The sequence below is a fragment of the Hydrogenophaga sp. genome, assembly GCF_018780385.1.
In the GTDB taxonomy this organism is placed as follows: domain Bacteria; phylum Pseudomonadota; class Gammaproteobacteria; order Burkholderiales; family Burkholderiaceae_C; genus Hydrogenophaga.
On the sequence record NZ_JADMJO010000112.1, the window covers coordinates 1 to 14,701 of the forward strand.

The following is a 14,701-nucleotide window of genomic DNA, read 5'->3' on the forward strand; positions in this document are numbered from 1 at the left end:
ACAAAAAAGGGAAGCAGAGCTTCCCTTTTTGAATCTGGAGCGGGAAACGAGACTCGAACTCGCGACCTCAACCTTGGCAAGGTTGCGCTCTACCAACTGAGCTATTCCCGCATTTTTCAGCACTTTCTTCATGCTGTTCCGCTTGTCTGCCGGAAACCGAAATTCTAACCTAAAAATCAGGCCTCTTTCAAGCCCTCTCAATTTTTTTGATCAATGTTTCACGGCGTCCTGCCCGGGCGTAGGCGTGCGTGTGGAAGCCGCAGCGATCTGTGCCGCCACCTCTTCGTCCGTCAACGGCACAGGCTGACGTTCGAGCGCAATGGCCAACACTTTGTCGATCCATTTCACCGGCACGATCTCCAGACCCAGCTTGACGTTGTCCGGGATGTCGGCCAGGTCCTTGACGTTCTCTTCCGGAATGATCACCGTCTTGATGCCGCCGCGCAGCGCAGCCAACAGCTTTTCTTTCAAGCCGCCAATGGCCGTGACTTCGCCGCGCAAGGTGATCTCACCCGTCATCGCCACATCGGCCCGCACCGGGATGCCGGTGATCGACGACACGAGGGCCGTGGTCATGGCAGCACCTGCGCTTGGGCCATCCTTGGGCGTGGCGCCATCAGGCACGTGGATGTGGATGTCGCGCTTGTCGAACTGCTCGTCCTTGATGCCCAGCATGCGGGCACGGCTGCGCACCACGGTGCGGGCCGCCTCCACGGACTCCTTCATCACGTCGCCCAGCGAACCGGTGCGCGTGATGATGCCCTTGCCCGGCATGATCGCGACCTCGATGGTGAGCAGATCGCCCCCCACTTCGGTCCACGCCAGACCGACCACCTGGCCCACCTGGTTCTGCGCCTCGGCACGGCCGTAGCTGTACTTGCGCACACCCAGGAAGTCGTTGAGGTTCTCGGCATCCACCACCACGGTGGGCGTGTACTTCTTGAGCAACAGCCCCTTGACCACCTTGCGGCAGATCTTGGAGAGCTCGCGCTCCAGCGAACGAACACCTGCCTCGCGGGTGTAGTAACGAACGATGTCGCGCACCGCCTCTTCCTTCACCTCAAGCTCGCCCTCTTTCAGGCCGTTGTTCTTGAGCTGTTTGGGCAGCAGGTAGCGCATCGCGATGTTGGTCTTTTCCTCTTCGGTGTAGCCCGAGAGGCGGATCACTTCCATGCGGTCCAGCAGGGCCGGCGGAATGTTCATCGAGTTCGAGGTCGCGACAAACATCACGTCGGACAGGTCGAAATCGACTTCAACGTAGTGATCGCCGAAGGTGTGGTTCTGCTCCGGGTCCAACACTTCAAGCAACGCGCTTGAGGGGTCGCCACGGAAGTCAGTGCCCAGCTTGTCGATTTCGTCGAGCAGGAACAAAGGATTGCGGGTGCCAACCTTGGTCAGGCTCTGCAACACCTTGCCCGGCATCGCACCGATGTAGGTGCGGCGGTGACCTCGAATCTCAGCCTCGTCGCGCATGCCGCCCAGGGCCATGCGAACGTACTTGCGTCCTGTGGCTTTCGCCACCGATTGCCCGAGCGAGGTCTTCCCCACCCCGGGTGGGCCGACCAGGCACAGGATGGGCGCCTTGACCTTTTCCACTCGCTGTTGCACAGCAAGATACTCAAGGATGCGGTCCTTGACCTTCTCCAGCCCGTAGTGGTCTTCGTTGAGCACTGCCTCCGCGTGGGCGAGGTCGTGCTTGATCTTGGTCTTCTTGCTCCAGGGGAGTGCTACCAAGGCGTCGATGTAGTTGCGGACAACGGTGGCCTCGGCCGACATCGGCGACATCAGCTTGAGCTTCTTGAACTCGGCATCGGCCTTCTTACGCGCCTCGGCGGGCATCTTGGCGGCCTTGATCTTTTTCTCGATCTCTTCGATGTCGGCGCCCTCTTCGCCTTCGCCCAGTTCTTTCTGGATCGCCTTGACCTGTTCGTTCAAATAGAAATCGCGCTGGTTCTTCTCCATCTGGCGCTTCACGCGGCCACGGATCTTCTTGTCGACGTTGAGGATGTCGACCTCACGCTCGAGCTGCTCGAACAGGTTTTCCAGGCGCTTGTTGACCGGATCCAGGTCGAGCACGACCTGCTTCGATTCAAGCTTGAGCGGCAAATGCGCGGCGATGGTGTCGGCCAGGCGGCCTGGATCATCGATGCTGGAGATCGAGGTGAGGATTTCCGACGGGATCTTCTTGTTGAGTTTGACGTACTGGTCAAACTGCTGCATCACCGCGCGGCGCAGGGCTTCCAGTTCGTTGGACTGCGTGTCGGCACGCTCAACCACTGGATCGACCGGGCTCACGCTGGCAATGAAATGGCTCTCGCCATCGCGAATGGCCAGCACCTTGGCGCGCTGCACACCCTCTACCAGCACCTTCACGGTGCCGTCGGGCAGCTTAAGCATCTGCAGGATGGTGGCCACACAGCCCATTTCGAACATGTCGTCGGTCGATGGCTCATCTTTGGCCGCCGCCTTTTGCGCCACCAGCATGATGCGCCGCTCGGACTCCATGGCCGACTCGAGTGCCTTGATGCTCTTGGGACGACCCACGAACAGGGGGATCACCATGTGCGGGAAGACCACCACGTCGCGCAACGGCAGCAAGGGCAACTCAACCGGGGAACTGGGGAGAGGGGTTTGTCCGGACATTTCAACCTCGACTAAAACGGGTAACTGGGGTTGGTGCGGGCGATATCAACCGGACGCATCGCTAAGGGGCGCTTCCTGAAGCGCCCGTCATCGCAAGCCATTCAGGCCTGCTTGGCCGCCTCGCGGTACACCAGCAAAGGCGGCTTGTTTTCGTCGATGGTGGACTCGTCCACCACCACCTTCTCGACATTGTTCATGCTCGGCAGTTCGAACATGGTGTCGATCAACGCGTTCTCGAGGATCGATCGCAGGCCGCGAGCGCCTGTCTTGCGGGCCAGCGCCTTGCGGGCGATCGCCTTGAGCGCGGCGGGACGCACTTCCAGTTCGGCGCCTTCCATGGCCAGCAGGCGCGAGAACTGTTTCACCACCGCGTTCTTGGGCTCGGTGAGAATTTCGACCAGCGCGTCCTCGCTGAGTTCCGACAACGCGGCGATCACGGGCACACGACCCACCAGCTCGGGGATCAGACCGAACTTGATCAGGTCTTCGGGTTCAATTTCCTTGAAGGCTTCGGTCAGGCTGCGCTGCTTCTTGCTCTTGACCGTGGCGCCGAAGCCGATGCCCGAAGCCTCGGTGCGGTTCTCGATGATTTTTTCCAGGCCAGCAAACGCGCCGCCGCAGATGAACAGGATGTTGGTCGTGTCGACCTGCAGGAAGTCCTGGTTGGGATGCTTGCGCCCGCCCTGGGGAGGGACCGAAGCCATGGTGCCCTCGATGAGCTTGAGCAGCGCCTGCTGCACACCCTCGCCGGACACGTCACGCGTGATGGACGGGTTGTCGGACTTGCGGGTGATCTTGTCGATCTCGTCGATGTAGACGATGCCCTGCTGAGCGCGCTCGACGTCGTAGTTGCAGCTCTGGAGCAGTTTGGCCACGATGTTTTCCACGTCTTCGCCCACGTAGCCGGCTTCGGTCAGTGTGGTGGCATCGGCCATGACGAACGGCACGTTGAGCATGCGCGCCATGGTCTGGGCCAGCAGCGTCTTGCCGGAACCCGTTGGCCCGATCAGCAGGATGTTGCTCTTGGCCAGTTCCACATCGTCCTTGCGGGCCGTCTGTTTGTGGCGCAAGCGCTTGTAGTGGTTGTAGACCGCCACGGCCAGAGCGCGCTTGGCACCCTGCTGGCCAATCACGTAGTTGTCGAGGTTGGATTTCAGGTCGGAGGGTGTGGGCACATCTTCGCCCGATGCCTTGACCGACTCGAGACCGGGCAACTCGTCGCGGATGATGTCGTTGCACAGGTCGATGCATTCGTCGCAGATGAACACCGAGGGGCCGGCGATGAGCTTCTTGACCTCGTGCTGACTCTTACCGCAGAAGGAGCAGTAGAGCGCTTTTTCGCTGGAGGCGGCTTTTTTGTCGGCCATAAGGGAAGGTCAGGTGGAACAGTAAGAACAATGATAGATCAAGCCTTCCGGGCGCCAAACCCGGGAAAAGCGCCTTTATTGGCACTGTCTCCCGCTTTTCGCCGCACGGTCGGAATCAGTTCGCGCTCGGGCGTTTGTCGATCACTTTGTCGATCAGGCCGTACTCGGCGGATTCAGCGGCGGACATGTAGTAGTCGCGCTCGGTATCGCGTGCAATGCGCTCCAGAGGCTGGCCGGTGCGTTCGGCCAGGATCTTGTTGAGCTGTTCACGGGTCTTCAGGATCTCGCGAGCCTGAATTTCGATCTCGGTCGCCTGGCCGCGGCTGCCACCCGAAGGCTGGTGGATCATGATCTTGGAGTTGGGCAGTGAGAACCGCTTGCCCTTGGCACCAGCCGCGAGAAGAAACGCCCCCATGCTGGCAGCGAAGCCGCAGCACAGTGTGGACACATCGGGTTTGATGAAGTTCATGGTGTCGAAAATTGCCATGCCGGCGCTCACCGATCCACCGGGAGAGTTGATGTAGAAGGAAATGTCCTTGTCGGGGTTTTCGCTTTCCAGAAACAACAACTGCGCCACCACCAGGTTGGCGGAATGGTCGTTGACCTCGCCCACCAGGAAGATCACGCGCTCTTTGAGCAGGCGCGAATAGATGTCGTAGGCACGCTCGCCGCGACCCGAGGTTTCGATCACCATGGGCACCATGCCCAGGCCTTGAATGTCCATTGCGCTCATGCGTTTCTCCATGTGTTGATGCATTGCCGTGTCACTACTGTAACCAACCCACTGTGGCCGTATGCACACAAGGGCGATGGCCTTTGAGGCGCCGAAAAGGGTCAGTTGGTCGCACGTGGGGTTCAAATCGGCAAAAAAAAGGGCGGATCGCTCCGCCCTCTGCGATCAGGCCCGTTGGGCCGATCAGTTTTGAGCCATGAGTTCGTCGAAGCTGACCGCCTTTTCGGTGATCTGGGCCTTGGACAACACGAACTCGGTCACGTTATTCTCGATCACGATGGCTTCGACTTCGGCCATGCGGCGGTTGTCACCCTGGTACCAGCGCACCACGTCGGCCGGCTTCTCGTAGGAAGCGGACAGCTCGTCGATGTGGGCCTTGATCTGCTCGGGCTTGGCGTGCAGCTCGTTGGCGCGCACCAGCTCGGCCACCACCAGACCCAGGCGCACGCGTCGCTCGGCCTGTGGGCGGAACAGCTCTTCGGGAATCGGGGCCTTCTCGGCGTCCTTCACACCGCGCTGCTTGAGGTCGGCGCGAGCGCCTTCGACCAGGCGGTCAAGTTCGGACTGCACCACCGATTTGGGCAGGTCCAGTTCGGACGTGGCGATCAGCGCGTCCATCACGGACTGCTTGTTGCGCGCCTGCAGGCGGAACTTGACTTCACGCTCCAGGTTTTTCTTGATGTCGGCGCGCAGGCCGTCGACCGTGCCGTCGGCGATGCCGAGCGACTTGGCCAGCGCCTCGTCCACCTCGGGCAGGTGGGCGGCTTCAAGCTTGTTCACGGTGACCAGGAAGTCGGCGGTTTTACCGGCCACGTCTTTGCCGTGGTAGTCCTCGGGGAAAGCCAGGGGGAAGGTTTTGCTCTCGCCTTGCTTCATGCCGCGCACGGCGTCTTCGAACTCCTTGAGCATCTGGCCGTCGCCGACGATGAACTGGAAGGCTTCGGCCTTGCCGCCTTCGAACGGCTCGCCGTCGATCTTGCCGGCGAAGTCGATGGTGGCGCGGTCGCCGTCCTGGGCAGCCTGGTCTTGCGCGCGTTGCGCGAAGGTGCGGCGCTGCTTGCGCAGGATGTCCAGGGTGCGGCCGATGGCGGCGTCATCGACTTCGGCCGAGACCTTGTCCACCGTGGCGGTGGCCAGATCACCGATCTTGACTTCGGGGTACACCTCAAATACTGCGTCAAAGGTCAGCTCGCCCTCGGGCGCGCCTTCTTTTTCGGTGATCTTGGGCTGGCCGGCGACGCGCAGTTGGGCTTCGTTGGCGGCGGTGGCGAAAGCCTCGCCGACCTTGTCGTTCATCACTTCGTAGTGAACCGAATAACCGTAGCGCTGGGCGACCACGTTCATGGGCACCTTGCCCGGACGAAAACCGTCCATCTTCACATCGCGCGCCAGGCGCTTGAGGCGGTTCGCCACCTCGTTCTGGATCACATTGGCCGGCAGCGAGAGCGTGATCTTGCGCTCGAGCTTTTCCAGGGTTTCAACGGTCACGGTCATGGTTCTCTCCAAAAGGGTGATGCCCAAAAATTGCGGTTCGGCCAGCCTGCCTGGACGAACCGGGGAATGCATGTGTCTGTGGTGGTGCGCGGGGGGGGACTCGAACCCCCACACCATTGCTGGCGTCAGGACCTAAACCTGGTGCGTCTACCAATTTCGCCACCCGCGCGCCTGGTTGGGGTTTCGGGCCCGGCGCAGATGGGGTCCGCGCCACGCCTTGTCCTCCTCACGGCAACCCTCGATTGTAGCCCTTGCCAGCAAGCGGCCCGGACGCTGCTCAGGCGCCCAAGCGGTGGCGCAGCATGCGCACGGCGCTGCCCGGTGTGGTGAGCACCGGCAGGTCCACGGCCCTGTGCACCGCCATCTGTGCGCGCGCCATGCTGAATTGCGCCAATGCAATCACGTCGCGGCCCTGGTCGGCGAGCCAGCGAGCGGCTTCGACCACCAGCGCGTCGTGCTCAGCGGTGTCGCCCCGGTTGAGTGCCTCCAGCGCACCGGCGGCCAGTCGGGTGACCAACGCGGTTCCCGCCGGGAACTCGGGCGGCATCGATTCGAGCGTGGGACCGAACGATGCAATCAGGCCCACGCGCCCACCGTGTGCCATTGCGTCGATCACCATGGCTTCGTTGGGTTTGAGCACCGGCATGTGGGTCCGGCGCGCCGCCGCTGCCTCGATGCAGGGTCCAAAGGCAGAGCAGGTGAACAGGATGCCATGTGCCCCCGCGCGCTCGGCGTAGGCAGACAAGTCCTCGAAGCGCTGGTGCATGGCGGCATCCAGCCCGGCGCCGCGGCGCGCCAGGTCGGCCGAGAGGCTGTCGTCCATGAGGTTCATGCGCACGGCTTCGGGCCAACGGCGTTCCAGCTCTTCGTTGATGGGCGCCACCGAGTGCGCCAGGGCATGGATGAGCGCGATGCGGGTCATGGGGCAAAGGACGTGGCGTGGCGCCTCAGGCGAACGCCTTGCAACCACCACAGCGCCAGCGCCAGCAGACCCGCCGGCAGCAGCACCCAGTGCGGTGAGGGGCGCGCCGGATTGGGCAACAGCAGGCGCTCGATCTGGTAGCCCTGCTCCACGCCCAGCTTGCGCGCGCGGCTGCCGAACTTGACACTGGCGACCTCGATCTGATCGCCCAGTTGCGTGAGGGTGACGCCGCCTTCACGCAGCCGCTCGCGGCCATTGGTGCCTTCGCCCAAGGGCAAGGCCACGGTCTTTGTGATGTCCTCCCCTTCGATGTTGGTACCCGCGATCGCCACCACCAGCCAGTCCTCCGGATTCAACTTGTCGGCCACGGCATAGAGCTCGCTGGCCGGCGCCTCAACGTACTTGGGGGCGAAACGGTCGATCACCCAGTCGGGACGGAAGAACAGAAAGGTCGCGACCAGCAGCAGCGCCACCTCCAGCCAGGTGCAGCGGGTCCGGAACCAACCCATGGTGGCGGCCGCGAACAGCAGCGAGGCTGCGATGCCCCCCAGGCACACCAATACAACGTCCACCCACGAGCCCACGCCGATCATCAGCAGTTGCGGGTTGAAGATGAAGACGAAGGGCAGCACCGTGGTGCGCAAGCTGTACCAGGTGGCCTGCCAGCCGGTGGCATTGGGGTCGTCGCCCGAGATCGCGGCGGCGGCGTAGCTCGCCAGCCCCACCGGCGGCGTGACGTCGGCCATGATGCCGAAGTAGAAAACGAACATGTGCACTGCGATGAGCGGGATCACCAGGCCGCTGCGCGCGCCCAGCTCCACCACCACCGGCGCCATCAGCGTGGCGACCAGGATGTAGTTCGCGGTGGTCGGCACGCCGGCGCCGATCAGCAGGCAGATGAAGGCCGTGAGGAACAGCATGATCAGCACATTGCCGGCCGAGACCGCCTCGACCATGTCGGTCATCATCAGGCCGACGCCGGTGAGTGTGATGGCGCCCACGATCAGGCCGGCGCTGGCACAGGCCACGCCAATGCCGATCATGTTGCGCGCACCCAGCACCAGGCCCTTCCACAGATCGGCCACACCCTTGCGCAAGGCCTGCGCGGGTGTGCCGATGCGGCGGAACACACATTGCATCCAGGGGTTTACCAGCACCAGCACCATGGCCGCCACCGTGGCCCAGAACGCCGACAGGCCGGGCGAGAGCTCCTCCACCATCAGGCACCAGAGCAGCACCACGATGGGGATGAAAAAGTGCAGGCCGGCGCGCACCGTGGGCCAGGGCAGCGGCAGGTGCACGGCCGGGTTGCTCGGGTCGTCCTGGGGCACATCGGCGTGGCGCGACGAATACGCCATCAGGCCCACATAGGCCAGCACCCCGGCGCCCGCCAGCACCCAGGCCGCGGCGTCGCCGGCGAGGTATTTCAACCCGGAGATGACGTAGTAGATCAACGCCAGCGCAATCACCGTGCCGCTGCTGCCCAGCGCCCAACCGAGCATGCGTTCGCGCCAGGTGGGAATGCGCGCACGCGCCAGCGGCTGGATGTCGTACTTCAGCGCCTCGAGGTGCACGATGTAGAACAGCGCGATGTAGGAGATGACGGCCGGCAGCAGCGCGTGCTTGACGATTTCCGCATATGGGATGCCCACGTACTCCACCATCAGGAAGGCCGCCGCGCCCATCACCGGCGGCATGATCTGCCCGTTGACCGACGACGCCGCCTCGATGGCACCGGCCTTCACACCCGAGTAGCCGGTGCGTTTCATCAGCGGGATGGTGAAGATGCCGCCCGAGACCACGTTGCTCACGCTGGAGCCCGACACCACGCCGTTGAGCGCCGACGACACCACCGCCACCTTGGCCGGCCCACCGCGCAGATGGCCCAGCAGCGCCAGCGACATCTGCAGCATGAAATTGCCGGCACCGGCGATGTCCAGCAGCGTGCCGAACAGCACGAACAGGAAGATGAACTGCACCGACACCCCCAGCGCCACGCCGTAGACGCCCTCGGTGGTGAGCCACATGTGCGAGACAAAACGCTGCAGCGACGCGCCCTTGTGCAACACCACGTCGGGCATGAAAGGCCCGGCGAACACGAAGGCGATGAACAGGCCGGTGGTGATGAGCATGCCCATGCCCATCGCCCGCCGCGTGGCCTCCAGCATGATGAGCACGCCCACCACGCCGGCGGTGATGTCCAGCGTGGTCGGCTGGCCAGGCCGGGTGGCGACCTCGCGGTAGAACAGGAACAGGTAGGCAGCGCAGAAGGCGCCCACCAGAGCCAGCACCCAGTCGGACCAGGGCACCACCTTGCGCGACGAGTGCTTCCACGCCGGGTAGGCGCAGAAGGCCAGGAACACCGAGAACGCCAGGTGGATGGCGCGTGCCTCGGTGTCGTTGAAGATGCCCGCGCCAAAAATGAACGGCAGGGGCGAGGCGTACCAGAGCTGGAACAGCGACCAGGCCGCCGCCACCACGGCCAGCAGCTGGCCCACCGTGCCACCGGGCTCACGCCCGCCGAGGTCGGCCTCCTTGACGAGTTGATCGAGTTCGGCGACGGAGGCCTTCTGCAGGACGGTCATGGCGTGTGCGCTCGGATTGGCTGCGCGGGCTTATTTGATCCAGCCCTTTTCCTTGTAGAACTTCGCCGCGCCTTCGTGCAGCGGTGCGGAGTTGCCGTTGGCCACCATGGCTTCGGGCGTCAGGTTGGCCAGCGCGGGGTGCAGCTTCTTGAACTCGTCGAAGTTGTCGAACACCGCCTTCACCACCTGGTACACCGACTCGGCCGGCACCTTGCTGGAGGTGACCACCGTGGCCAGCACGCCGTAGGTCTGCGCCGGGTTCGGGTTGTTGGGATACAGGCCACCGGGGATGGTGGCCTTGGCGTAGTAGGGTTTGTCGGCGATCAGCTTGTCGACCGCCGGGCCGGTGATGGACACCAGTTGTGCGCCGCACGAGGTGGTGGGGTCCTGGATGTTGGCGCTGGGGTGGCCCACGCCGTAGAAGAAGCCGTCGATCTTGCCGTCGCACAGCGCCGGGCCGTGTTCGTCCGCCTTGAGCTCGGACGCCAGCGAGAAGTCGCCGAGCTTCCAGCCCATCGCGCCCAGCAGCTCTTCCATCGAGGCGCGCGTGCCCGAGCCGGGGTTGCCGACGTTGAAGCGTTTGCCCTTGAAGTCGGCGAAGGTCTTGATGTTGGCCTCCTTGCGGGCCAACACGGTGAAGGGCTCGGGGTGCACCGAGAACACGGCGCGCAGGTCGGTGTAGGCCGCGTCCTTGAACTGGGCCATGCCCTTGAGCGCGTTGAACTGCACGTCGGACTGGGTGAAGCCCAGGTCCAGTTCACCGGCCTTGATGGTGTTGACGTTGAACACCGAGCCGCCCGTGGATTCCACCGAGCAGCGGATGCCGTGCTTGGCGCGGTCCTTGTTCACCAGGCGGCAGATGGCGCCCCCCGCGGCGTAGTACACGCCGGTCACGCCGCCGGTGCCGATGGTCATGAACTTCTGCTGCGCCTGGGCCGGTGCCATGGGAGCCATCAGGGCGGCTGCGGCGGCCAGGGTGCTCAGACAGATCTGGATTTTTTTCATGGTGAAAGCTCCTGCAGTTTTCTGCGTGGGTTGAACAATCGTGAAGCCCCGACGGGCCCATGCGGGATGGCCATGGATGCGCAAGCAAGCTTCGTGCAGACCCGCTGGCGCGGCGACGGGGTTTACCCCAGCGCCCGGTCGATCGCGTCGGCGAGCCGGTCCACGATCTGCTCCAGCTGGTCGGGCGTGCTGATGAAGGGCGGGGCCAGCAACACGTGGTCGCCGCTGCGGCCGTCCACCGTGCCACCCATGGGATAGACCATCAGGCCGCCGGCCATGGCCTCGCTCTTGATGCGCGCGTGCAACTTGCGCGCGGGGTCGAACCACTGTTGGCTGGCGCGATCGGCCACGAGTTCGACACCCCAGAACAGGCCGCGCCCGCGGATGTCGCCCACGTGAGGATGGCCGTCAAATCTCCGGTGCAGCAGCGATTGCAGTTGCTGCCCGCGCTCGCGCACCTGCGCCAGCAAACCATCGCGCTGGATCACGCGCTGCACGGCCAGTGCGGCAGCACAGGCGATGGCATGCCCCAGGTAGGTGTGGCCGTGCTGAAACAGGCCACTGCCCTGGCGAAACGCGTCCACCACCCTGCCCTGCGCCAGCACCGCGCCGATGGGCTGATAACCACCGCCCAAGCCCTTGGCGATGGCGAGCAGATCGGGTACCACGCCCTCCTGTTCGCAGGCGTGCAAGGTGCCGGTGCGCCCCATGCCGCACATCACCTCGTCCAGAATGAGCAGGATGCCGTGGCGATCACACAGCTCGCGCACGCCCTTGAAGTAACCGGGCACCGGGGTGAGCACGCCCGCCGTCGCACCGCCCACCGTCTCGGCCACGAAGGCCATCACGTTCTCGCCACCCAGGCGGTCGATCGCATCGGACAACTCGGCCACCAGGCGCTGACCATATTGCTCGGCGGTTTCGTCGTCGCGCCGGTGGCGGTATTCGTAGCAAGGCGCCACGTGGGTCACATCGATCAGCAGCGGCTTGAACTGCTCGCGCCGCCAGGCGTTGCCGCCGACGGCGAGCGCGCCCAGCGTGTTGCCGTGGTAACTCTGGTGGCGCGCGATGAAGTGCCGGCGCTGCGGCTGGCCGATCTCCACGAAGTACTGCCGCGCCATCTTCAGCGCCGCCTCCATGGCCTCCGAGCCGCCACTCACGAAATACACATGGCTCATGCCGAAGGGTGCTGTCTCGATCAACAGGTCGGCCAGTTCCTCGGCCACCTCGGTGGTGAAGAAGCTGGTGTGCGCATACGCGAGCTGGTCGATCTGCGCGTGCATCGCGGCGATCACGTCGGGGTGGCCGTGGCCCAGGCAGGACACCGCCGCACCACCCGAGGCGTCCAGATAGGTCCTGCCACCCGCGTCGGTGAGCGTGATGCCCTGGCCGCTGACCGCGGTGGGCAACGGGTGGCTGAGCTGGCGATGGAAGACGCGGGTCCCGGGCGAGCTGGCAGTGGGCATGGATCAGGCAAGCGGTGGTTAACAGTGGAGGCAGTGTAGGCAGCCGCACTCCCTTGGGAAAATGCCTTTTTGGTGCCAATCCATGCCGCGCGTTTATGGCCTGGCCACCCGCCCACGGCCATGACTTTGTGGCATGGGCAGTGTCACTGTTGGCATTTTTCAGAAGCGCACCACTTGCCTACAGTCGTGCGCCATGGACAAGCGCCCTCCACACTCCCTGCATGTCTGCGTGCTCGGCGCGGGCATCGTCGGCCTGGCCACCGCCTGGCAACTGCACAGCGACGGACACACGGTGACCGTGGTCGACAGTGCGCAGGCCGGCACCGGCGCGAGCGAGGCCAACGGCGCGCAACTGAGCTACGCCTACGTGCAGCCACTGGCCGACCCAGGCATCTGGCGCCAGTTGCCCAAACTGCTGCTGGCCAGCGACTCCCCGCTGAAACTCCGCCCCCAGATGGACCCGCAGCAGTGGGCCTGGGGTCTGCGCTTTCTGGCCGCATGCCGCACCAGCGTGTCGCGCGACACCACGGCCGCGCTGCTCACGCTGGCGGCCGAAAGCCGCGCCGGCTTCGAGCGCCTGGTGGCACAGGAAAACATTGATTGCGATTTTTCAACCACCGGCAAACTCGTGCTCTATCCCCATGAAGCCGCCTTTGCCGCCGGGCGGCGCCAGATGGCACTGCAACGCTCCCTCGGCAGCGTGCAACAAGCGCTCTCGCCCATGGACGCGGTCGCCGTCGAACCCGCTCTGGCCGGCTATGCGCATCGGTTCGCGGGCGCCATCCACACCCCTGGCGAATGCGCGGCCGACTGCTTCAAGGTGTGTCAGGAACTGCAGCGTCTGTTGCAGGCGCGTGGTGTGCGGTTTGTGTTCGACACGCCGGTCACGCGGCTGGTGCGCATGCACGACCGAGTCTTCTCGGCCGACACCCCCCACGGCCCCCTGGAGGCCGACGCCTTCGTGGTCGCGCTGGGCTCCGCCTCACCCAGGCTCGCCCGCCCGCTTGGGCTGCACGTACCGGTGTACCCGCTCAAGGGCTACAGCATCACCTTGCCCGCCAGCGCAGCGGCGCCTCGGGTGAACGTGACCGATGTGTTGCGCAAGGTGGTGTTTGCCCGCATCGGCGAGCGCCTGCGCGTGGCCGGCATGGCCGAGCTGGTCGGCCACGACAGGACCATTGACCCCGGTCGAATCCAGTCGCTGCTGGCCAGCGTGCGCGATGTCTTTCCGCAGATGGGAGCGCCCGCCGAGCTGAACCCCTGGGCCGGCCTGCGCCCAGCCACACCCACCGGCCTGCCGGTGCTCGGCCGGCTGCGCGGATCACCATCCAACCTGTTCTTCAACACCGGCCATGGCGCACTGGGCTTCACGCTGGCCTTCGGCAGCGCCGAGCGGGTGGCACGCGAGCTGGCTGCGTCGCTCAGGCCAGTTGCTGCAGGGCCTGTTGCATGCAGCGCGTGAACGCGCGCGTGGTGAGCGAATTGGGCCGCGCCGTGGGCCGCAGCATGTGCACGGAGGTGGCGATGGCGGGCTCAAGCGCGAGCACGTCGACCCGATCCAGATCGGCCGACGCGGCCGTGCACCCTTCCACCATGGCCACGCCCACCCCGTGGTGCGCCAGCGCCAGGGCCACGTGGTAGGTCTGCACCGTGATCACTTCGTTGAGCCCGGTGCCCGCCTCGCGAACGGTGTGGGCCAGCAGCATCCCGAGGGGATCCTGTCCGTCGAGCGCAATCACTGGCAGCTTGGCGAGCTGGGCCAGCGTGATCGTGCCGGCCTTGACCTGCTTGGCACTCACCAAGCCTTTGGGCACCACGCACTCCACGCGCCGCTCGGCCAGCCGCTCCTGCACCAGCGCAGGATGCGTGACCGCACTGAAAACATAGCCCACGTCGGCTTCCTGGAGCACCAGCGACGACACGATCTCCGGTGAATGCAGGGCCTCGTGGTGAACCACAACCGAAGGGTGCTTTTCGCGAAACAGATGCATCGCACGAGGGAACACCTCGTAGCTCAATGCGAGCACGGTGAGCACCCTCAACTCCCCTTTGCCGCGTCCGGCCTTGAGGCTGGCCGAGAGACGCTGCACCTCGTCGAGTTGGGCAAACAGGCGTTCGATGTGCGGGTACAAGGTCTGCGCCTCCACCGTGGGCTTGAGTCGTCCACCCACCCGCTGAAAGAGCTGAAATCCAAGTTGCAGCTCGGCATGCTGCAAGGTGCGGCTCACCGCAGGCTGCGTCACGTTGATCATGCGGGCGGCGGCGCTCACGCTGCCGGTTTGCATGACCGCGTTGAAAACTTCGATGTGTCTTAGTCGCATTGGCCTATTGTTGTCCAGGCTCCTTGCTCTCCTCTTTTGGCGGTTCCGGTCATCGGCGACCACGGGGCACGGCTCCGCGAATGTCCCCCGGAGGCCTGCGGCCCCCTCCTCCTTGATTTCGCTGCGCCGTGCCCCATGGCCGCCGATGACCTCGTTGGCACTCGG

General features: G+C 64.5%; 10 protein-coding genes and 2 tRNA genes. 1 reads left to right on the plus strand and 11 read right to left on the minus strand.

The window, feature by feature from the left end:
* Positions 1–35: 35 nt before the first annotated feature.
* The 10 genes from IV113_RS23130 to IV113_RS23175 all read right to left on the minus strand — a co-directional run bounded on the left by IV113_RS23130 (position 36) and on the right by IV113_RS23175 (position 12,215).
* Positions 36–111 (minus strand) — tRNA-Gly (locus IV113_RS23130).
* Between the two features lie 99 nt (positions 112–210).
* Complete coding sequence (gene lon, locus IV113_RS23135) at positions 211–2,643, minus strand: endopeptidase La (RefSeq protein ID WP_291090199.1); 2,433 nt, start codon at positions 2,641–2,643, stop codon at positions 211–213.
* Between the two features lie 101 nt (positions 2,644–2,744).
* Positions 2,745–4,010 (minus strand): ATP-dependent Clp protease ATP-binding subunit ClpX, encoded by a 1,266-nt coding sequence (gene clpX, locus IV113_RS23140; protein WP_159606614.1) that lies wholly within the window; start codon positions 4,008–4,010, stop codon positions 2,745–2,747.
* 115 nt (positions 4,011–4,125) lie between these two features.
* On the minus strand, positions 4,126–4,743 hold the full coding sequence (gene clpP / locus IV113_RS23145) for an ATP-dependent Clp endopeptidase proteolytic subunit ClpP (protein WP_056276336.1): 618 nt from the start codon (positions 4,741–4,743) through the stop codon (positions 4,126–4,128).
* Positions 4,744–4,926: 183 nt separating this feature from the next.
* Positions 4,927–6,237 carry a trigger factor gene (gene tig / locus IV113_RS23150; RefSeq protein WP_291090206.1) on the minus strand — a complete coding sequence of 437 codons (1,311 nt, stop codon included), beginning with the start codon at positions 6,235–6,237 and terminating at the stop codon, positions 4,927–4,929.
* Positions 6,238–6,319: 82 nt separating this feature from the next.
* A tRNA-Leu gene (locus IV113_RS23155) sits at positions 6,320–6,406 on the minus strand.
* A gap of 108 nt (positions 6,407–6,514) precedes the next feature.
* Entirely contained in the window at positions 6,515–7,159 is a 645-nt protein-coding gene (locus IV113_RS23160) for an aspartate/glutamate racemase family protein (RefSeq protein ID WP_291090209.1), read from the minus strand.
* Positions 7,156–9,744, minus strand: a complete 2,589-nt coding sequence (locus IV113_RS23165) for a TRAP transporter permease (RefSeq protein ID WP_291090211.1) — start codon at positions 9,742–9,744, stop codon at positions 7,156–7,158. Before IV113_RS23165 ends, IV113_RS23160 begins: the two co-directional genes overlap by 4 nt.
* Before the next feature lie 30 nt (positions 9,745–9,774).
* On the minus strand, positions 9,775–10,749 hold the full coding sequence (locus IV113_RS23170; protein ID WP_291090214.1) for a TAXI family TRAP transporter solute-binding subunit: 975 nt from the start codon (positions 10,747–10,749) through the stop codon (positions 9,775–9,777).
* 122 nt (positions 10,750–10,871) lie between these two features.
* Entirely contained in the window at positions 10,872–12,215 is a 1,344-nt protein-coding gene (locus IV113_RS23175; RefSeq protein WP_291090216.1) for an aspartate aminotransferase family protein, read from the minus strand.
* A 193-nt stretch (positions 12,216–12,408) separates the two neighbouring features.
* Between IV113_RS23175 and IV113_RS23180 the strand changes: the two genes are divergently transcribed.
* On the plus strand, positions 12,409–13,677 hold the full coding sequence (locus IV113_RS23180) for a D-amino acid dehydrogenase (protein WP_291090219.1): 1,269 nt from the start codon (positions 12,409–12,411) through the stop codon (positions 13,675–13,677).
* Here the strand turns inward: IV113_RS23180 and IV113_RS23185 are convergent.
* Entirely contained in the window at positions 13,637–14,536 is a 900-nt protein-coding gene (locus tag IV113_RS23185) for a LysR substrate-binding domain-containing protein (RefSeq protein WP_291090222.1), read from the minus strand. The two genes, IV113_RS23180 and IV113_RS23185, sit on opposite strands and share 41 nt — an antisense overlap.
* Positions 14,537–14,701 lie beyond the last annotated feature (165 nt).

Bases quoted from the DNA above. Each gene is read 5' to 3' on its own strand.
- lon (WP_291090199.1), bottom strand. From the start codon at position 2,643: ATGTCCGGACAAACCCCTCTCCCCAGTTCCCCGGTTGAGTTGCCCTTG.
- clpX (WP_159606614.1), bottom strand. From the start codon at position 4,010: ATGGCCGACAAAAAAGCCGCCTCCAGCGAAAAAGCGCTCTACTGCTCC.
- clpP (WP_056276336.1), bottom strand. From the start codon at position 4,743: ATGAGCGCAATGGACATTCAAGGCCTGGGCATGGTGCCCATGGTGATC.
- tig (WP_291090206.1), bottom strand. From the start codon at position 6,237: ATGACCGTGACCGTTGAAACCCTGGAAAAGCTCGAGCGCAAGATCACG.
- IV113_RS23160 (WP_291090209.1), bottom strand. From the start codon at position 7,159: ATGACCCGCATCGCGCTCATCCATGCCCTGGCGCACTCGGTGGCGCCC.
- IV113_RS23165 (WP_291090211.1), bottom strand. From the start codon at position 9,744: ATGACCGTCCTGCAGAAGGCCTCCGTCGCCGAACTCGATCAACTCGTC.
- IV113_RS23170 (WP_291090214.1), bottom strand. From the start codon at position 10,749: ATGAAAAAAATCCAGATCTGTCTGAGCACCCTGGCCGCCGCAGCCGCC.
- IV113_RS23175 (WP_291090216.1), bottom strand. From the start codon at position 12,215: ATGCCCACTGCCAGCTCGCCCGGGACCCGCGTCTTCCATCGCCAGCTC.
- IV113_RS23180 (WP_291090219.1), top strand. From the start codon at position 12,409: ATGGACAAGCGCCCTCCACACTCCCTGCATGTCTGCGTGCTCGGCGCG.
- IV113_RS23185 (WP_291090222.1), bottom strand. From the start codon at position 14,536: ATGCGACTAAGACACATCGAAGTTTTCAACGCGGTCATGCAAACCGGC.